We start from the raw sequence: 18,240 nt of genomic DNA, 5'->3' as shown, positions 1-18,240 counted from the left end.
AGCTTCTGGCACGTGCGGGAGCGCCGTATGGGGCGGTCCCGACGGAGTTCCGTAAGGGGTGGCGCTGCGCTTGAGGGGGTCGGCTCGGGGCACCCCGTGGCGTAGGCGGTGGGGCGTGGGGTCGGCGGGTCCGTGACCGGTCGTCCCCGCCGGCCGAGACTGCCGGTATGGTGACCGTAAACGGACAGCTGTCCGTTAGCTTCAAAACTTAGTGGACAGCTGTCCGCTTAGCAAGGGAGATCCAGGCCGCGCTTTCCGGGAGGAGGACGAGTGCACCCGAAGAAGGACCAACTGCGCTCGGACGCGCAACGCAATCGCGAGCGCATCCTGGAAGTGGCTCTTGTCGAACTGACGCACTCGGCGGACGCTCCGTTGAGCGCGATCGCGAAGAAGGCGTGCGTCGGGCAGGGGACGTTCTACCGGAACTTCCCCAACCGCGAGGCGCTCGTCCTTGAGGTCTACCGCTACGAGGTCCAGCAGGTCTCCGACACCGCCTGCCAGTTGCTGTCGACCCGCCCGCCCGACCAGGCCCTGCGGGAGTGGATGGACCGACTCGCCCAGTACGCCATGGCCAAGGCCGGTCTCGCCGCCGCGATGCGCGCGGCCACCAGCGCGCACGGCAGCCTGGCCGGCCTCGGGCACGGTCCTGTGACCTCGGCGATCACGCTCCTCCTGAAGGCGAACGAGGAGGCGGGCACCATCCGCCCGGGCCTCACCCCTGACGACTTCATGCTCGCCATCGCGGGCCTCTGGCAGATCGACCCGCACAGCGACTGGCAGGCGCGCGCCGGACGGCTGCTGGACCTGGTCATGGACGGGCTGCGCGCCGGGGCTCCCGGCCGCTGAGAGCCGAGCGGGCGATGCCCGCCGCGACGCCTGTCCGCAAAGTGCGCGTCCGCGCGGACCCCGGCGGTGCCATGCTGAACGGAGCGTCACGGCGCAGAGGTCGTGGCCGCGTCAGGGGGAGCATCATCATGGCTGCGGGAAATGGCCGAGGGGCCGAATTCAGCCGCTATGTCACGCCCGACCCGGAAGAGTCCACAGCGGCGATCGCGAAGCACTTCTTCGACGTCAGCCTCGAAGTGACGGGGGCGCTGACGGACTTCCTGTCGAGCATGGACGTCGTCGAACTCGGTGCGCTCACCGTCGGGGATTCCAGTTTCAACACCGAGATCACCGCGAGCTGGGCCGGACAGGACGTCTATGTCATCACCGTGCCGCTCCACGGCAGCTACACCATCCGGCAGGGCCGCGCGGAGATCAGGCACCCCACCGAACGTCAGGCGGTGCTCTGCGAACCGGAGGACAGAATCCGTCTCGCCGACTGGGTGAACGACTGCCGTTCCCTCACCGTCACGATCGACAGACAGGCAGTGCACCGGCAGCTGGAGACCCTGCTGGGCAGGCCCGTCCCACACCGGCTGCGGTTCCCTCCGTACATCGACGTCTCCCAGGGGCCGGGCCGCAGTTGGATGAACCTGGCGCGGTGGAGCCTCATGGAGAAGGAGATCTCGCACGGGCTGCTCCAGCAGCCGATCATCGCGGGACGGCTGGAGCAGACCCTGCTGGAAGGGCTGCTGCTCGCGGCCGACCACCAGTACCGCGACGCGTTGGAGTCGCCCCCGCTGACGATGCGGCCCGCGGCGGTCAAGCGGGTCATGGACGCCGTACGGGAGCGGCCCGCCGAGCCCTATGACGCGGCCCGCCTCGCCGAGATCGCCCAGGTCAGTCTCCGTACTCTCCAGGAGGCGTTCCGCACCAACATCGGCATGTCACCCATGGCGTACGTCAACGAGGTCCGGCTCAAGCGGGTGCGGGAAGAGCTGCGCGTCGCGACTCCAGGGACGGTCACCGTGACGGAGGTGGCCCTCCTGTGGGGGTTCGCCCACCTGGGGCGGTTCGCTCAGCGCTATCGGGCCCGGTTCGGGGAGTCCCCCTCGCAGACGCTGCGTGCGGTGTGAACGGCACGAAGCCGCGCGAAGCTGTATGAAGCCGCATGAAGTCGTATGAACAGGGCGCCGGTTCCGCATATCCGCTCGATTTTCGCGCTTTCTGGACAGCGTCGCGCATTGCGGAGCGCCCTCGGACGCTCCGGTCCATTACCTTCTTCCTCCACCACGGCCGAGCGGGTGCGCGCGGCAGACGCGCGTGCGGTGGGGAATGAGCAGAGTCGGCGCCGCTCATCCCCTGGCAGGACACTCTCCGCCGTGGATGCGTACGCAGGAGCGGGAGACAGCCTGCGTGCCTCGGGCCCGGCCGCTCCCCCGCACCTCAGGCCGGGCCTCTGCACTGTGGACGTGCGGCACGCCGAGCCACGCCGCGGGGCCGCCACATGATGAACCCTCAACCCCTCGTCGCACATCGCCGTGACAGAATCTCGGCCTGATCAGCGGCAACGAGGGTGTGAGCGCAGTGACACGGCGGACCAGGACCGGCACATGGGACCGCTTCGTGGCATCGGACCCAGGACTCCTGCGGCTGATGGCGGGGCTGCGGACTGTCGGTGCGATCGCGCTCACCCTCGTCGTCCTCGCGCTCCTCGGCACGGACGTCACGCACATGGTCGCGGGCGCCATGGCCGCGATGGTCTCCACCTTCGCCATCAAGGAGAAGGAGGTACGCGGTCAGGCACTCACGCTCGCGCTCGGCCTGCCCGTCGCGATCGCGGCGATCTCCCTGGGGGCGCTGCTGCACAAACAGGTCATCGCGGGCGACATGTTCTTCGTGGCGCTGATCTTCGGCGCCGTCTACAGCCGGCGGTTCGGTGACCGGGGCACGGCTCTGGGCCTGATCGGCTTTCAGATCTACTTCGTCTCGCTCTTCGTGGGCGCCACCGCGTCCGCCCTGCCCCGGCTGTATCTGGCGCTCGCCGTCGCCTTCGTGTGCAGCGCCGTCGTACGGTTCGCCGTCGTGCCGGAGACGCCCGAGCGTGATCTGGGGCGGCTGCGCGTCGCCTTCCGAGCGCGGCTCGCGCAGTTGGTCGCCACCCAGATCGAGCTGCTCGACGCGGCGCCCGAGCAGTTGGAGAAGGTGCTCGACGAGTTGCGCCGGGGCACCGCCAGGCTGCACGAGACCGCCCTGATGATCCAGGGCCGCCTTGAGGAGGGCACCCCGGACGCGGCCACGGCGGACCTGGTGCAACGCCGTGTGGCGGACGCGGAGATCGCCGCCGAACGCCTCGGCGTACTCCTCCTGAACGCGCGCAGCGCCGAACGCGCGGACACCCTCACCCTGCACCTGCCGCACGCACCCGTACCGGCGACGGGCACGCGCATACGCGCCGAGGACGACGCGACCGTCACCCTGCGCCGGGACCTCAGCGCCCTGCACCTGCTCGTCGGCCGTCCGGTGACCGGTGACCGGGGCACGGCCGTGGCCCACGTACGCAACAGGCTGCTCGGTTACCGCGACGAGGACAATCTGCCGCGGGCATCACTGGCCGTGCAGGACGTCTTCCGCGGTATCGGTGAGGCCGCCCGTGCCGTGCTCGGCCTGCGGCTCGCGCTCGACGGCCCCCAGGACGAGTCCGACGACTCACCGGCGACGACCCGTTCCCGCGAGGAGTTCGACGCCGAGGACATCGCGCTCGCAGGCAGCGAAGAGACGGAAAAGTCCGCCGATGACGACCGCACGGGATTGCGGCGCCCCACCACCCGCGCCGCGTTCCAGGTGTCGGTGGGCTCGACGCTGGCCATCATCGGCGGCGAGTTCCTCTCCACGCAGCGCTGGTACTGGGCGGTGCTCACCTGCTGGGTGGTGTTCCTCAACACCGCGTCCACAGGCGAGATCCTGGTCAAGGGCTACAGACGGTTGCTCGGCACGGTGCTCGGGGTGGTCGCCGGTGTGGCGCTCGCGGGTCTGGTCGGCAACCACACATGGGTCGCGTTCGCGCTCGTCCTGGTCTTCATCTTCGCGATGTTCTTCTCCGCTCCCCTGTCGTACGCGCTCATGTCCTTCTTCGTCACGGCGATGCTGGGCCTGCTCTACACGCTCCTGAACACCTACAGCCTCTCCGTGCTCTGGCTGCGCATCGAGGAGACGGCGCTCGGTGCCGCCTGCGGCATCATCGCGGCGGTCCTCGTCCTGCCCGTACACACCGACCACCGCACGGACGAGCTCCTGAACACGGTTTTGACCAGGCTCTCCGACGTCATCTCCGCATCGGTGGAGCAGCTCAGCGGCGGCCCCGCCGCCGATCTCCTGGACAAGGCGAGGGACTTGGACACCGCGCTCGACGATCTGCGCGCCTCCATCCAGCCGCTGACCCATCCGATCACCCCGCTGCGCGGCAGGCGCCGGACCGCCCGCTATCTGGTGGCGCTCCTGGAAACCTGCGCCTACCACGCCCGTTCCCTGGCGGCCACCGCCGAGCTGGTGCCCTACAGCAAGAACGTGGCGGCCGATCCGCGCCTGGCGCGGGCCGGACGGCGCATCGCGCGCAACATCGAGGTCATCTCCGGATACGTGGACGACGACAAGGCCAAGGGTGAGGTCGAGTCGGGTGCGAGCATCGCCTCGATGCTGGAGGCCGAGGGCTCGGGCGCGCCCCGGTCGGGCACGGTCACCTACCGCGTCCTGCGCCATCTGCAACGCCTCGACGAAGGAGTGGTGGGACTCGCCCGCCCTCTCGACGTCCCGGTCGAGGGCCGGGGCCGCGCCGCGAGCAGGGCTCCGCGGATCTGACCTCGCCCGGGGAGTCAGCAGGCGCTCGACCGCCGGGCCCTCCGGCGTTCAGGGCAGGCGGGGAAGGGACTCCAGCAGGAAGACGGCCGCGTCTCGCAGGGGTGCTGGAGCGGTGGGATTGCCTCGCAGGCGGGAGGCGGTCCTGCCGAGCGTCTGGGTCGTCCGCGCCGATCCGATGTGAGCGGCGTGGGACGCGAGGCCCACGATGAGCTCCTCCGCCTCCCGCCAGGCTCCGGCCCCTGCCAGGGCCGCGAGGAGCTCGGCGGTGAACAGGTTCCGGTAGGACGGGCCTGGTGCGGTGGCCGCCTGACGCAGGAGGGGGATGGCCCGGTCCCACTGTCGGAGTCTGGCGAAGACCCATCCCTGGTGGCCCAGCAGTTCGGTCTCGTCGATCCACCAGGCCCAGGGCGGATCCTGGCGGGAGACACCGTCCAGGAACCGGCTCCAGGCGCGGCCCATCAGGTCCATCGGCTCCCGGTGGCCGCCCAGCATGGCGATCGCGTGTGCCTGGCGGATCAGTACGAGACTGCTGACCCTGGCGGGCAGCTCCCGCGGCCCGGCTACGCGTGCCGTCGCTTCCAGAGCCGCGCGCGGCCTGCCGGTGTGGGCCTTGAGCATGCTGTCGTTCAGCAGGACGAAGCGGGCCGTCCAGCGGTCACCGCACAGCTCCGCCAGGGTCAGCGCGCGGGCGTTCATCCGGTGGGCCTCGCGGTAGAAGCCCGCGTCGAAGAGGATCCACCCGATGACTTCACACAGCTCGGCCAGGGCAGCGAGACGGTCGATGGGCCGGGCATGGAGGGACCCGGGATCGGCGGACAGGTCCGGCAGACGGCGGAGGGTGGCGCGCACGGTGGGCATCGCGGCGCTCGCGCCGGACGTGGCGTCGAGGGAGACGAGGCGCTCGATCACGCGTACGACAAAGGGGATCACCCTGTCATGATCCGGCATCCGCCGACCCCTGTGTGAAGGCTCAGCGGTAGACCTCGGTGGGGTGCGAACGGCCGACATCGCGGACGATTTCGAGGCCGAGTACGCGGTCGAGGTGGGCGAACGTCTCGAACTTCGCCCCGCCCGGTACGTCGCCCGCCGCCTCCAGCTCGCCGAGTAGCCGCAGCACGGCCGGGGTGTCCAGACCGTCCTCCAGGGCCGCGACGGCGGTGCGCACGAAGTCGGCGGGCATCGCCTTGGACGGCTCGTCGGCCCAAGCGGCCACGGCCTTGCGCCAGTTGGCCAGCCGCTCACCGGCGGCGGCGAGGGCCTCGCCGGTGACCTCGACGGGTTCGTGGTGCGGGTGGCCGAGCAGGAGGAGCCGCAGGGCGAGCGCGTCGTAACCCGTGCCGTCTGTGGCGCCACTTTCCGTGTCGCGCTCTTCTGCCGAAAGGCTTCCGGAGGCAGGCGCCTCCCCGATGTGCAGGGACAGACCGCCCGCGGCTTCGTACGTACGGCCGGTGAGGTGCACGGCCGGTGGGCCGCCCAGAGCTTCGGTGATCTCGTCGGGGGTTCCGTGGGCGTCGGCCGGACGGATGCCTGCCGCGTCGGCCGAAGCGGATCGCGGGCAGGTCCATCCGATGAGTACGGTCCGGCCGCCCAGCTCGACGACGCGGGCGAGGACGTCGGCGACGAGGAGCACCCGCAGGCCGCTCAGGTCGTCCGGGTCGTCGGGCGATGGCGCGTGGGCACACATCCGCAGCGGGCCGATCCCGGCAAGGTCATCAACAATGCTCAGCACATCACAGAGCCTAGGCGCCCCACCCGCCGATGGCACCCGTCCGCGCGCGGGGGCCTCGCCCCGTTCAAGCCCCGTGGTGCGCCCGGGCCTTGTGGCCGATCCAGCGAACCCGCGGCTCACCGAGGTCCCGCACGCCCGGAACCGCCGCACGGGACACCCTCAGGTGTAGCGGCGCCTCCCGCGCCGGTAGGCGATCTCCCCCATCGCGATGTCCACGGCGAGGAACGCCGCCAGCGGGATGCCGAGCAGCGGCATGAAGTAGCCGAGCACCGCGGTCACCGCCATCAGCGGGACCAGTACGTACGCGGGCACATGCTGCCAGGCTCCGCGCGGCAGCGGACGCCCGAAGGAGCCTTCGCGTCCGCGCTGCCACCACATGCGGTAGCCCCACACGATCATCAGGATCAGGCAGAGGGCGAGCGCGACGAGCGCGATCTGGTTGGCGGCTCCGAACAGGGTCCCGGTGTGTGCGTCGATGCCCCAGCGGGTCAGCTTGGCAAGCACCGGGTAGTCGGCGAACCGCAGCACTTCGGTGACTTCGCCGGTCGCCGGGTCGACAGCGACGGAGTCCTGCTTCTCGGGCCAGCTGCGCTGGATCTGCCGGACGACGTACGCGGACGACGCGTCGGCGGGCGGCACGACCTCCACGGGGTCGGAAAGCCCCTCGGCACGGGCCGCCTTCAGCACGGCGTCGAGCCCGACGCCGTCGCCGGTGGCCCCGGCCGCCCCCGCCGCGCCGTGGCCCGCGTGTTCTCCGCCGCCGCCCGCGGCGCTCGCGGTCAGCGCCGGAGTCGTCTGGCCGATGGCTTCACGCAGGTCGCCGACGCTCGCTCCGGCGTACGTCGACCAGGTGAGCCCCGTCGCCGACAGGAAGACGAGTCCGGTGGCGGCCCACACGCCCGCCGAGCCGTGCAGCGAGAGCGTGCGCCGACGGCCGGTGGTCCCGCGCAGCTTGCGCCGGGACCGTCGCCGTCCGAACCACAGCACAAGGCCGCCTCCCGCGATCACCCACAGCCAGCTGGCGGCGAGTTCGCTGTAGAGCCGGCCGGTCTCCCCCAGGTGCAGATCGCGGTGGAGCTCGTCGATCCAGGTGCGCAGCGGCAGCGCGCCGGTGGAGCCGTACTGCTCCAGTGCGCCACGCACTTCACCGTTGTACGGGTTCACGAATACGGCGAGGGTGTGGTCGGCGTCCACGCCCGGTGCGCCCGAGAGCAGCACGCGGGTCGTCGCACCGTCCTCCGGCGAGGGCCGCACCGCGTTGACCGTGCCCTCGGGGTGCGCCTTGCGGGCGGCTGCCACCTGCTCCGAGAGCGGCAGCTCGGTCTTGTTCTCGCCGACGGGGACCCGCAGTTCGTGGGAGTACACGATCTTCTCGGCCTGGTACGAGCAGGCGTACAGCAGGCCGGTGGTGGCGGCGACGAGCAGGAACGGCGCGATGAGCACCCCTGCGTAGAAATGCAGTCGCAGCACCAGTGGACGCAGCGACGCCCATCCGGACCGTCCTGCGGAGGGCGGCGCCCCCTGGGTCTCCTGCCCGTCGGGCGGGGCGAGAAGTGTGGGTTCGGCGGACATGAGCTGCTCTCCTGGATCAAGGCTGATGCGGATCGGCCGTATCGGACCGGTCCAGGAGTCGGCTGCGGGCGCGGAAAAGTTCCCGGCGGGGCCGCCACGGTTCGCTCCGGGGTCTCCCCTTCCGGCAAACTGCCCGGATGGACTATGAGTTCTGGAACGACATCCACCACCGGGGCGGCATCCCCGCCGTCAAGAGCGCGCTGGAGGAGCTGGCGGAACGGGGTTCTCCGGAGGACGTGGACGCCGCGATGGATCTGGCGTGCCAGGTCATCGCCGACGACACGGCCCGGATCCAGGCCCGCGCTGACCAGGCCGAGGCGAGGCTGCGCATGCTGAGCGACGAGGCGCGTGAGGTGGGGCGGCAGGTCGACGCGCACGCCGCCGCGGCCGTCGACCAGCACGCCGCTGCCGCCGAGAGCTCCGCCGAGCCGACGGCGGGCGCGGAGCGCGAGTGACGGCCCGTCACCGCATGCAGCCCGTGACGGATACCGCGCCAAGCCGCTGACCAGCAGGGGCGCTTGGCGCTATCAGGCACCCGCCCATTGACGCAGAGGGCATGAGAGCCGGGCGCGTTGGCTGCTGCCCCCCCCCAGGCGGACCACCACCGCAGGGCATCGTGCGCCGCAGTGCCCGGTTCGGCGCCGCTTGCCCCGGGCGGTGCGGGACGCGTCGCTGCGGATGGCCAACTCGCCGATCAGTCAAGCGAGGTGGGGGGGCGCCCCACTCGGCGCCCCCGCCCCTCCGCGGGTCAGCTCACGGTCACCGAGACGACCGGCGAGACGGTGGTGCCGCTGACGACACGGAGTTCGTTCTTGCCCTTGAGGCCGAGCTTGACGCGCAGACCGTAGCTCCCGGATGCGTTGGTGACGGTGCTGGCCGGCAGCGCCTTCCACACCCCGTGCTGCTTCTGCTGCAGGGTCACCTTGCTGCCGGCCTTCAGTCCGGTCGCCTTGCCCGTGATGCGCAGCTCCTGCCATGCGCGGACATGCGTAGCGGATGCCTTCGCCGTCAGCGTGGCGGCGACGGGCGCGGGGTCGGTTTGTGCCGCGTGCGGCACCGGGACGGGATCGGCGGCGAGCGCGACGGTGGCGGGAACCAGCAGCGCCGATCCGGCGAGCGCGGAGACAGCGGCGGTACGCAGAAGGCTGCGGCGGCGGTTGTTACGCATATCGGCAGTGAGCTCCTTCAGAGTGTCGGTCAGTACGCGGTCCTCGTCGCGCGACGATCACTGCGGCGAGGACCATAAACGTACGCATCCGACATTGCGGCCGCCCCTAGATCACGTAACAGGTCTCGCAAAACCAACCAAAGGGCTACTTTCGCGCGCAGAGGCGGCAAGCTTCCTCGCCGGATCAACAAACAGGCTCCATCGCGCGCCGGACGCTTTCGTGGAGCAGGGTGCGGCGCTGCTCGTGCAGTTCCGGCGGCTCTTCGGCGGTGGCGGCGTAGACGTTGCTGACCGGTGACCACGCCATCGACATGGCGATGACCATGGCCATCACGTCGAACGGATCACCCGGGCGCACAAGCCCGGCGGCTTGCGCCTCGGCGATGGCGCGGAGTTTGCGGTCGTCGAGGCGGTCGGGATCCTCGACCAGGTGACCCGCCGGGCGCCGCTCCAGGCGGGCCCAGGTGGCCAGCCGGATGAGATCCGGGCGGCGGAGGTATTCGTCGTAGAGGCGTACGGCCCAGTCCGCGAGGTCGGTGGCATCGATCGGGACGACGTTCACGATCCGCTCGAGCGAACCGAAGAAGATGGCGTCGAAGAGCCCTTCCTTGTTCCCGAAGTAGGCATAGAGCTGCGCCTTGTTGGTGCGCGCGGCTGCCACGATCCGCTCGACGCGCGCTCCGGCGATGCCGTGCTCCGCGAACTCCTGGGTCGCCACTTCGAGGATGCGCTGGTAGGTCGCGGCTCCGCGCGAGGTCAGGGGCTGGTCGGCCATGTCCGCCAGGCTACCAAACAGAACAGTTGGTTTGCCTGGGAGGTTCACTGAGCCCTACTCTCCAAATAGACCGAACAGTCTGTCTAGGAAATCCGCCGAAAGCCGATGAAGGAGAACCTCCATGAGGACCACTGTCAGCTGGCAGCCCCACGGGACCGGGACGACACTGCGGCGAACGCCGCTTGAGCGGCGTGACCTGCGCGCCGACGACCTCGCGGTCCGCGTGGACTACTGCGGCGTCTGCCACACGGACCTGCACGCCGTGCAGGCACGCGAGGACGGGCGCCCCTTGGTGCCGGGGCACGAGTTCACCGGCGTGGTGACCGAGACGGGGTCCGAGGTCACAGGCTTCGCCATCGGCGATCCGGTGGCGGTGGGCAACATCGTCGATTCCTGCGGCACCTGCGCCATGTGCCGGGCGGGCCAGGAGAACTTCTGCCACACGTTCCCGACGCTGACCTACGACGGCGTCGACCGCCACGACGGTTCACCCACCCACGGCGGCTACTCCCGTGAGTACGTCGTCCGCGATCGGTTCGCCTACCCGCTCCCCCGCGGACTCGACCCGGCAGCCGCCGCTCCCCTGCTCTGCGCGGGAATCACCGTGTGGGAGCCGCTGCACGCCCTCGGAGTGGGGCCGGGTTCCCGCGTCGCCGTGGCGGGGCTCGGCGGTCTTGGCCACCTCGCCGTCAAGATCGCCGTGGCGCTCGGCGCCGACACCTCGGTCATCAGCCGGTCGCCGGACAAGGCCGACGACGCACACCGGCTCGGCGCCCGTGAGGTGATCGTCTCCACGGACCCGGAGCAGATGGCCGCCGCCCGCGACCGGTTCGACGTCGTCATCGACACCATCGCCGCCCCGCACGAACTGGGCCCCTATCTGCGCCTGGTCGCCATGGACGGGACGCTCAGCCACCTCGGGCATCTCGGTTCTGTCACCCTGGAGATCACCGACCTGCTGGTGGGGCGCAAGCGGCTCAGCTCCGCGGGCAGCGGCGGCAGGCCGGCGACCGCCGCCATGCTGGCCTTCTGCGCCGAGCACGGCATCACCGCCGACATCGAACTGCTCCCATCGGCGCGCGTGAACGAGGCCCTGGACCGGCTGCGGCGCAACGACGTCCGCTACCGCTTCGTGCTCGACCTGTCCGACCTGGACTGAGCGGGCAGGCCCGTCGGCGTCAGGGGTGAAGCGCGATGCCGGCGGTGAGCGGCAGGTGGTCGCTGCCGGTGGCGGGCAGCGTCCGGACGTGGGTGACGGTCGCCGAGCGGGTCATGACGTGGTCGATCCGGGACATGGGGAAGGCGGCGGGAGCACCTCCTCCAGCCTCTCGGCGTCCAGCGCCTCACCCAGCAGGCCCGCGCTCTCGTCTCGCCGCCCCGAACTGAAGCCGCCCAACTGGACGCGCACCGAAGGCAGCTGGACGACGTACACCGCGACATCCCCCCATGGCGTAGTCCTACCGTGCCCGGGACCGCCCGGTAGGGATACTCCGGCGCCAAGGCTCTCTCGCCCCCCCCTCTTGCCCCAGTGACGTGCCTGGTACGACGCACCGTCGGATGATCAGGTTCCGGTACGTGGCGTCGGCGCGCCCCGATGACTAGGTACGCGGGCAACGGGCACCCTGGGCGCGTACCAGCACCCCTCTTCCGTTGAAGGGACACACTGTGGCTGATCTCAACGCCCTGGTCGGAGAGCATCTCGAAAAAGCCCACGCCTCCGCTCACGGACGCAGCGCCCATCTGCTCCTGCACGACGGTCCGCTGCGGCAGAGCCTCATCGTGCTCACCGCCGGTACGGAACTGGACGAGCACGTGACACCGACGGCCGCGACGCTGTTCGTCCTGCGCGGCCGGGTCGTCCTCACCACGAAGAGCAGTACGCCCTCGCTGGAGCTGGGCGCGAGTGAGTTCGCGCCCATCCCGCACGAGCGCCACGGCCTGACCGCCCTGGACGACTCGGCCGTCGTACTGACCGCCGTCACCGAAGTCTGAGCCTGCTGGGCCCCCTACCGCTGTGCGATCGCCGTGAGCCACTCCTCGACGGCGACGACGTCCGCCCACTGCGGGAACAGCCTCTCGATGAGCACCCGGTGCACCTCGGGGTCGAGGTCGAGGCACGCGTCCGCAAGGACCGTGAGGCCGAGGTCCAGGTCGTTGGCCTGACACATGGTGTGCAGCACGACCCCACTGGTGGCGATGCCGGTGAGCACAAGGCTGTTGATGCCCCGGGCCCTGAGCACCAGGTCGAGGTCGCTGCCCGAGAAAGCGCTGCCGCGCCGCTTGGTGACCACGATGTCGCCCTCGCGTGGCGCGATGTCGTCATGGATCTCGGTGCCGGGCTCGCCCTCGGTGAAAAGACCGGCCTGGACGGCGCCGGTGACCGGCTTGTTGCGCGGGCTGACGTCCGGTTGGGCCGCCCTTAGACCCATGGCTACGTAGATCACCGGTATGCCCGCGGCACGGGCTCCGTCGATCGCCTTGCGCAGGCGCGGCAGATACCCGGACCCGTCATCGGCGAGGGCCACGACGTCCCGCTGGACGTCCATCACCAGAAGTGCGTTGTTCGCCATGTCGGTCATCCCTTCCCGCTCCCTACGGCCTCCGACCGCTCAGCCGCACGGGCAGCTTCTGCACACTGTTCCCCACGAAGGAGGCGTGCCGGGGCAGTTCGGGCTCCGGGACGGCGAGGTCGAGGCCGGGGAACCGCGTGAACAACTGCTCCAGAGCGATGGTGGCCTCCATGCGGGCCAGCGGCGCGCCCATGCAGAAGTGCGCGCCGTGCCCCAGGGACAGATGCCGGGCGGTGCTCTCGCGCGTGATGTCGAAGCGGTCGGCGTCGGGGCCGTGGGCCTGCTTGTCGCGGCCCGCGGCGGAGTATCCGGCCAGCACGGGGGTGCCCTGGGGGATGACGGTGCCGCCGAGCGTGAGGTCCCGGGTGGGGTACCGGAAGGGGAAGTAGCTGACGGGGCTGTCCCAGCGCAAGGTCTCCTCCACCACGTCCGCCCAGCCCGCCTTGCCGGACCGGACGAGGTCGAGCTGCTCCCGGTGCGTGCACAGGGCGCGTACGGCGTTGGTGATCAGGTTCAGGGTGGTCTCGTGCCCGGCGATGATCGTGAGCATCAGGGTGCCGATCAGCTCGTGCGGGCTGAGCCGGTCGCCGTTCTCCTCCCTGGCCGCGATCAGGGCGCTGGTGAGGTCGTCTCCCGGTTCTGCGGCACGGGCAGCGGCGACGGCCCCGAGGACCTCCACCATCTCGCGGTTGGCCGCCATGGCCGCTTCGGGGCCGATGTCGGTGGCGACGATCTGGTTCGACAGGTGGTGCAGCCGGTCGTGGTACTCGGCGTCCACACCGAGCAGTTCGCAGATGACGCCCATCGGCAGCGGCAGCGCGAAGTGCGTGCGCAGGTCCGCGACGCCGTCGCCCGCCGCGGCGGCCCGGTCCAGGCGGTCGAGGAGCGAGTCCGTCATGGCCTCGATCCGCGGCCGCAGTTCCGCCACCCGGCGCGGGGTGAACGCCTTGCTCATCAGGGAGCGCAGCCTGCGGTGGTCGTCGCCGTCGGCGGTGGTCATGCCCTGCACCGTCGCGAACGTCTTCAGGGGCCAGCCGTCGGCTATCTCGCCGGCCTGCAGCGCGGCGAAGTGCTGTGCGTTCTTGGCGACATCGGGGTGGGCGAGGAACTCCTTGAGCGCGTCGTGGCCGAGGACCGCCATGCCCTGTACGTCACCGGGCAGGACGACCGGTGCGACGGCGCCCCGGGCCAGCAGCCGGGCGTTGTCGGCGTGCGGGCAGCCGCCGGACGGGTCGAAGCGGTGCGGCTGTTCGGCCGCGGTGTTCACCGGTGACGTGTTCAACAGGGCTCTCCTGGTCTGAGGGGCGAACGGGCGAAGGGCTGAGGCAGCTCACAGCACGGGCCTGAGCTCCGGCAAGGGGGCGGCATGCTGGGAAAGGACCGGCGTCGTGAAGCGCACCGGAAGCGCGGAGAGCCCCCTGCTCCAGGGCGACTTGATCCACTCCAAATCGCTCTCGTGGATGGCCAGTTCGAGATCGGGCAGCCGGTGGCGGATCGTGTCCACGGCGGTACGGGTGATGAGCCGTGCCGGGTCCTGGGCCGGGCAGATGTGCGGGCCCGCGCCGAACGCCAGGTGGGAACGGTTGCCGACGACGGGAACGCCGTCGTCCGGGAGGATCAGCGGGTCCGCGTTGGCGCCGGCCAGGCCGAGGATGAGCATGTCGCCCGTGCGGATGGCCTGCCCGCCGAAGGTCATGTCGCGGGTGGCGTAGCGGGCGGGGAAGTTCTGCGTGGGCGGGAAACGCCACAGGACCAGGTCGAGTGCGTCGTCGACGCTGAGGTGACCGCCGGTCAGCGAGGAGCGGAACTGCGGGTCGCAGAGCAGGATGCGCAGGGTGGTGGCGATCCAGTTGACCGTGGTCTGGTTGCCCGCGACGAACATGACCACGAGGTTGTGCAGCACCTCTTCGTCGGTGAGCTGGGCCGGGTGGTGCAGCAGCGCCGAGGTGATGTCGTTGCCGCGGTGGCGTCGTTTCTCCTCGATCAGCTGGAGGAGGATGGCGCCCATGCGCCGACTGGCGTCGGCGGAGGCGCTGGTGGCGGCGACCGTACCGGCGACGGCCTCGACCAGCTGCCGGCCTGTCTCCTCGTCCACGCCCAGCAGGGCGGTGATGACGCGCATCGGCAGTTTGCGCGCGTAGTCGGCCACGAGATCGGCCTCGCGGCGCTCGGCGAACGACACGATCAGCTGCTCGGCGGCTGCCCGCACGGAGCGCCGCAGTTCGTGGCCGTTGATCCCAGCCAGCGCGGCGGAGACCGCGGCGCGCATCCTGCGGTGCTGCTGGCCGTCGGCGAACAGCAGCGCAGGTCGCCAGCCGACCATGGGCAGGATCGGCGAGTCGGCGGGCACCCGGCCCTCCCGCAGCAGGCTCCAGCGGCGCGGGTCGTGCGAGAAGTCCTGTTCGTCGCGGGTGAGTTGGAGCAGTTCGCGGTGGCCGATGACGAGCCAGGCGTCGACTCCGGGGGCGATGGAGACGGGCGCCACCGGTCCGTGGTCGCGGCGCAGCCGCTCGTACAGGGCGGGCAGCGCGTCGCCGTCGAGGCCGGGACCGTGCAGCGCGGCGGGCGGCTCGGCGGCGCCGGTGACCGGGCAGCGGGTCGGCGGACCGGCGGCGTGGGGCGAGGTCATGGGGTCTCCGTGGCGACGTGGATGAGGTGGCTGACGAGTGCGATCAGTGCCCGGACCGAGGACGACGGATCACGTGCGTCGCAGGCCACCACGGGGGTGTCGGGGAGCAGGTCGAGGGCGGCGCGCAGGTCGTCCACGCCGTACTGGGGGCTGCCGGGAAAGACGTTCACGGCCACGGCGAAGGGCAGTCCGAGCTCCTCCAGGTTGCCCAGGGCGTCGAAGGACGCCGCCAGGTCGCGCGTGTCCACCAGGGCCAGGGCGCCGAGCGAGCCCTTGGCCAGGTCCCGCCACGCGGGCAGGAACCGCTGCTGGCCCGGGGTGCCGAAGAGGTAGAGCACCAGCTCACCGTCGATGGTCATCCGGCCGAAGTCGAGGGCCACTGTGGTGGTCGTCTTGCCGTCGGCCACGTTGGTGTCGACCCGGGCGCCCGCCTGGGTCATGACGGCCTCGGTGGACAGGGGCTTGATCTCCGAGACGGTGCCGATCAGCGTGGTCTTGCCGACCCCGAGCGGCCCGACGACCAGGATCTTGGCGGCGCCCGCGACGCTTGAGGTGAGGTACTTGCCGGAGGCGGACCCGGACGGCTCGCGGGCCTCGGACGGCTGGGGAGCCTGGGCCGGCGCGTCAGAGGCGGCTTTCGAGACCATGGAGGACCTTTCTGAGCATGGTCACATCGGTGTGTTCGGCCGGGGGCACGGGCGGGCGGGTCACGATGAGCCCCCATTCGAGGAGATCGGACAGCAGCACCTGTACGACCGAGGGGGGCTGGCCGATGTGCGCGGCCACCTCGGCGACCGACAGGAGACCCTGACAGTGCGCCAGGATGGTCTGATGCTCGGGCTGGAGGGACGCGGGGAACGGCGCGTCCGTCGCCATCACCAGGGATTCCCAGGCGAGGATCTCGGTGTCGGATGCCGCCCGCCCGCGAGTGATCACGTACGGGCGGACCGCCGAGGCCGGCCGCTCCTGCGGCCGCGGTTCCGTCATGACGCCGCGGCGGCCGGATCCCGCGGCTGACTGCTCAGGTGCGAGCCGATCTTCACCACGAGCAGCTGCATCTGCTGGGCGACCAGGCCGACATCGGCCTCCAGGTCGGTGGCGACACCCAGGTGCGCGCCCACACCGGCATGGGTGAACAGCACGAACCCATGGTCGGACTCCAGCATCAACTGCCGTACGTCGGCGCCGGAGCCGAACAGCAGCGCGGCCGTGGAGCGGCCCGTCATGGTCATCGCCGCACAGGCGGCGGAGAGGGACTCGGCTTCGGCGACGCTCAGGTCGGCCACCGGTCCCGAGAGGTTCTCCGCGGAGGCGTGCCCGAGCCGCAGTCCGTCCTCGGAGACCACCACGCTGTGCCGGACACCGGGTATCTCGATCAGCGGGCGGAGCATCCAGCCCAGGTCGGGAAGGGGGGTGATGATTCCGGTCACTGCCGGCCTCCGTCATGGTCGTCGGTGGTGGGGGGTTGGGGCGGCTGTGGCGACGGTTCAGCCGTGGGATTCGCGGTCTGTTCCGTCAGCCGGTCCGCGTCGAGGGCCGCGCGGCCCCGCAGCGAGCCGGACACCACGCTGGCGATCGAGGCGCGGGCCGCCTCAGGCGTCCACGGGGCCGCGGGTGCGGCGCCTGGCGCCGCTTGCCGCTCCGGCGACGGTGACGACGCCGGCCTGCGGGCGCCCGCCGATGCCGCTTGCCGCCGGTTGCGGCGACGGGGCAGCCCCGCCGCTGTCTCGCTCACGGGAGGCCCGCCCGGCGCGGGCCTGGCGGACAGCTCGATGGAGTCGTGCGCTTCGTGCGGCTGCGCGGCAGCGTGCTCCGGTGACGGCGACGGCGACAGCGACGAACCCGATGCCGTCGGCCGCTGCCCGGCCGCGAGGTCAGGCTCGGATACCGGCTCGGCAGGCCGTCGCGGCGGCAACTCCCCCCGCGCGTCGGCCCGCTGAGCCGCCGCGAGCCGCGAGGGAGGTTCGGTGAGCAGCCGGAACGGCACGAACGTCACGGCGCGCGTACCGCCGTAGGCCGAGGCGCCGCTCAGCTCCACGTTGAAGCCGAGCTCCCGGCTCCAGCGGCCCACGCAGGCCAGACCGAGGCGGGGCACCGCGCCGAGGCGGGCCAGGTCCTGGTCGTCGCGGAGCTGGCCCATCGCCCGGTGCAGCACGTCCGGCGGCATACCGAGCCCGGCGTCGTCGATCTCCAGGACCGCTCCTGCGCCCACCTCGCGGATGGTGACGACGACGTGCGAGCGCGAGGGCGAGAACACCGTGGCGTTCTCCAGGAGTTCGGCGATGGCGTGCATCAGCCCTTCCACCGCGGGCGGCACCGCGTACAGCGTCTGCCCGCCGTGCACCTCGATCCGGCTGTACTCCACGATCCGCGACTGTGCGCCGCGTACGCAGTCGTACAGCGAGACCGGCCGTGTCTCCCGGCGGGCGGGCCAGATCCCGCACATCACGAGCAGCGTCTGGGCCTTGCGGGTCATCTGCGCGGCCGCGTGGTCCGCCTTCATCACCTCGTCCATGAGGTGCGGGTCGTCGATGGAGCGCTCGACCCGGTCGAGGACCTGCTGCTGGACCGTGGCCATCGCGTGCATGGTGCGCGCGACGGACTCGAAGGCGGCCTGCACCGAGTCCCGCAGGCCGCGCTCGCGGCGTACCGCCTCGTCCGACCCTAGTGCGACGACCACGGCGGACAGCGCCCGCGCGAACTCCTCGCCCATCTCGCCGGGCGCCGCCAACGGCCCCGGCACACCCTCAAGCCGCTGTCCCGTGCGCACCCGCTCCGCGATCGCGGGGAGCCGCACACCGGCGAGGTGCGCCAGCTCCGCTCCGCGGGCCTCGGCCAGCCGCTCGTGGCGGGCCCGGTCGGCCCGCTCGGCGGACAACTGCCGGACCAGCACCAGGACCCAGGCGAGCAAAAGCACCGCGACCGCGGCGCAGCCACCGGCCAGGACCTGGCGCCACTCGGCCGCCGCGTCCAGAGCGGCCAGCACCGCGCCCACGGCCGCGAGCAGCACGGCCGTCAGCCAGACCACGGCCTCGCGGCCCACGGACTCACGCTTGAGACGGCTCACCATGGAGCACTTGCCCCGGCGATCCCGCACACCTTCACCACGACGAA

Annotated in this window: 18 protein-coding genes and 1 pseudogene; 6 read left to right on the top strand and 13 right to left on the bottom strand. The window is 71.2% G+C overall.

All coding sequences use genetic code 11. The annotated features are described in order from the left end of the window. The first annotated feature begins 270 nt into the window (after window positions 1–270). The 3 genes from ACGFX9_RS37210 to ACGFX9_RS37200 all read left to right on the top strand — a co-directional run bounded on the left by ACGFX9_RS37210 (window position 271) and on the right by ACGFX9_RS37200 (window position 4,683). The gene (locus tag ACGFX9_RS37210; RefSeq protein ID WP_393483963.1) at window positions 271–846 is read left to right on the top strand and encodes a TetR/AcrR family transcriptional regulator; all 576 of its coding nucleotides are present in this window, start codon (window positions 271–273) and stop codon (window positions 844–846) included. A 128-nt stretch (window positions 847–974) separates the two neighbouring features. Next, window positions 975–1,961 carry an AraC family transcriptional regulator gene (locus ACGFX9_RS37205; RefSeq protein ID WP_393483960.1) on the top strand — a complete coding sequence of 329 codons (987 nt, stop codon included), beginning with the start codon at window positions 975–977 and terminating at the stop codon, window positions 1,959–1,961. A 520-nt stretch (window positions 1,962–2,481) separates the two neighbouring features. Beyond that, window positions 2,482–4,683 (top strand): FUSC family protein, encoded by a 2,202-nt coding sequence (locus ACGFX9_RS37200; protein ID WP_393484156.1) that lies wholly within the window; start codon window positions 2,482–2,484, stop codon window positions 4,681–4,683. 48 nt (window positions 4,684–4,731) lie between these two features. Here ACGFX9_RS37200 and ACGFX9_RS37195 read toward each other — a convergent pair whose 3' ends face one another. The 3 genes from ACGFX9_RS37195 to ACGFX9_RS37185 all read right to left on the bottom strand — a co-directional run bounded on the left by ACGFX9_RS37195 (window position 4,732) and on the right by ACGFX9_RS37185 (window position 7,984). Further along, a complete protein-coding gene (locus ACGFX9_RS37195) occupies window positions 4,732–5,631 on the bottom strand; it encodes a DNA-binding protein (RefSeq protein WP_393483957.1) in 900 nt (299 codons plus the stop codon). Between the two features lie 22 nt (window positions 5,632–5,653). Then, window positions 5,654–6,412, bottom strand: a complete 759-nt coding sequence (locus tag ACGFX9_RS37190) for a hypothetical protein (protein WP_393483954.1) — start codon at window positions 6,410–6,412, stop codon at window positions 5,654–5,656. A gap of 159 nt (window positions 6,413–6,571) precedes the next feature. Beyond that, window positions 6,572–7,984, bottom strand: a complete 1,413-nt coding sequence (locus ACGFX9_RS37185; RefSeq protein WP_393483951.1) for a PepSY-associated TM helix domain-containing protein — start codon at window positions 7,982–7,984, stop codon at window positions 6,572–6,574. A 137-nt stretch (window positions 7,985–8,121) separates the two neighbouring features. Here ACGFX9_RS37185 and ACGFX9_RS37180 point away from each other — a divergent pair, with 137 nt between their 5' ends. Continuing rightward, window positions 8,122–8,439 (top strand): hypothetical protein, encoded by a 318-nt coding sequence (locus ACGFX9_RS37180; protein ID WP_393483948.1) that lies wholly within the window; start codon window positions 8,122–8,124, stop codon window positions 8,437–8,439. 293 nt (window positions 8,440–8,732) lie between these two features. Here ACGFX9_RS37180 and ACGFX9_RS37175 read toward each other — a convergent pair whose 3' ends face one another. Both ACGFX9_RS37175 and ACGFX9_RS37170 read right to left on the bottom strand, forming a co-directional pair. Next, window positions 8,733–9,152: a hypothetical protein gene (locus ACGFX9_RS37175; RefSeq protein ID WP_393483946.1), complete on the bottom strand. Its 420-nt coding sequence runs from the start codon at window positions 9,150–9,152 to the stop codon at window positions 8,733–8,735. A gap of 184 nt (window positions 9,153–9,336) precedes the next feature. Next, window positions 9,337–9,927, bottom strand: coding sequence for a TetR family transcriptional regulator (locus ACGFX9_RS37170; RefSeq protein WP_393483943.1), 591 nt, complete (start codon window positions 9,925–9,927; stop codon window positions 9,337–9,339). A 121-nt stretch (window positions 9,928–10,048) separates the two neighbouring features. Between ACGFX9_RS37170 and ACGFX9_RS37165 the strand changes: the two genes are divergently transcribed. Next, window positions 10,049–11,086, top strand: coding sequence for an NAD(P)-dependent alcohol dehydrogenase (locus ACGFX9_RS37165; protein ID WP_393483941.1), 1,038 nt, complete (start codon window positions 10,049–10,051; stop codon window positions 11,084–11,086). A gap of 19 nt (window positions 11,087–11,105) precedes the next feature. Here ACGFX9_RS37165 and ACGFX9_RS37160 read toward each other — a convergent pair. After that, window positions 11,106–11,380 (bottom strand): annotated as a pseudogene (locus tag ACGFX9_RS37160) (endonuclease/exonuclease/phosphatase family protein); the annotation flags it as partial. A 212-nt stretch (window positions 11,381–11,592) separates the two neighbouring features. Between ACGFX9_RS37160 and ACGFX9_RS37155 the strand changes: the two are divergent. Continuing rightward, window positions 11,593–11,919 (top strand): cupin, encoded by a 327-nt coding sequence (locus tag ACGFX9_RS37155; protein WP_393483938.1) that lies wholly within the window; start codon window positions 11,593–11,595, stop codon window positions 11,917–11,919. Window positions 11,920–11,933: 14 nt separating this feature from the next. On the opposite strand, the gene ACGFX9_RS37150 is transcribed toward ACGFX9_RS37155, so the two are convergent. From ACGFX9_RS37150 to ACGFX9_RS37120, 7 genes are read right to left on the bottom strand one after another with little or no spacing between them, the layout of a single operon-like run. Then, window positions 11,934–12,497: a cysteine hydrolase family protein gene (locus ACGFX9_RS37150; protein WP_393484153.1), complete on the bottom strand. Its 564-nt coding sequence runs from the start codon at window positions 12,495–12,497 to the stop codon at window positions 11,934–11,936. Between the two features lie 22 nt (window positions 12,498–12,519). Beyond that, window positions 12,520–13,779, bottom strand: coding sequence for a cytochrome P450 (locus ACGFX9_RS37145; RefSeq protein ID WP_393483935.1), 1,260 nt, complete (start codon window positions 13,777–13,779; stop codon window positions 12,520–12,522). 48 nt (window positions 13,780–13,827) lie between these two features. Further along, window positions 13,828–15,126 (bottom strand): cytochrome P450, encoded by a 1,299-nt coding sequence (locus ACGFX9_RS37140; protein ID WP_393483933.1) that lies wholly within the window; start codon window positions 15,124–15,126, stop codon window positions 13,828–13,830. Then, complete coding sequence (locus tag ACGFX9_RS37135) at window positions 15,123–15,773, bottom strand: ATP/GTP-binding protein (protein ID WP_393483930.1); 651 nt, start codon at window positions 15,771–15,773, stop codon at window positions 15,123–15,125. Before ACGFX9_RS37135 ends, ACGFX9_RS37140 begins: the two co-directional genes overlap by 4 nt. Beyond that, window positions 15,751–16,113, bottom strand: a complete 363-nt coding sequence (locus ACGFX9_RS37130) for a DUF742 domain-containing protein (protein ID WP_393483927.1) — start codon at window positions 16,111–16,113, stop codon at window positions 15,751–15,753. Before ACGFX9_RS37130 ends, ACGFX9_RS37135 begins: the two co-directional genes overlap by 23 nt. Then, complete coding sequence (locus ACGFX9_RS37125; RefSeq protein ID WP_393483925.1) at window positions 16,110–16,556, bottom strand: roadblock/LC7 domain-containing protein; 447 nt, start codon at window positions 16,554–16,556, stop codon at window positions 16,110–16,112. Before ACGFX9_RS37125 ends, ACGFX9_RS37130 begins: the two co-directional genes overlap by 4 nt. Next, window positions 16,553–18,196 carry an ATP-binding protein gene (locus ACGFX9_RS37120; protein ID WP_393483923.1) on the bottom strand — a complete coding sequence of 548 codons (1,644 nt, stop codon included), beginning with the start codon at window positions 18,194–18,196 and terminating at the stop codon, window positions 16,553–16,555. The genes ACGFX9_RS37125 and ACGFX9_RS37120 overlap by 4 nt, the downstream gene beginning before the upstream one ends. Between the last annotated feature and the right edge of the window lie 44 nt (window positions 18,197–18,240).

Origin of the sequence: Streptomyces sp. NPDC048436 (assembly GCF_043200355.1) — a bacterium.
In the GTDB taxonomy this organism is placed as follows: Bacteria; Actinomycetota; Actinomycetes; order Streptomycetales; family Streptomycetaceae; genus Streptomyces.
The sequence above is the reverse complement of the archived record's forward strand: the minus strand, read 5'-3'. Positions and strand labels throughout refer to the sequence as shown.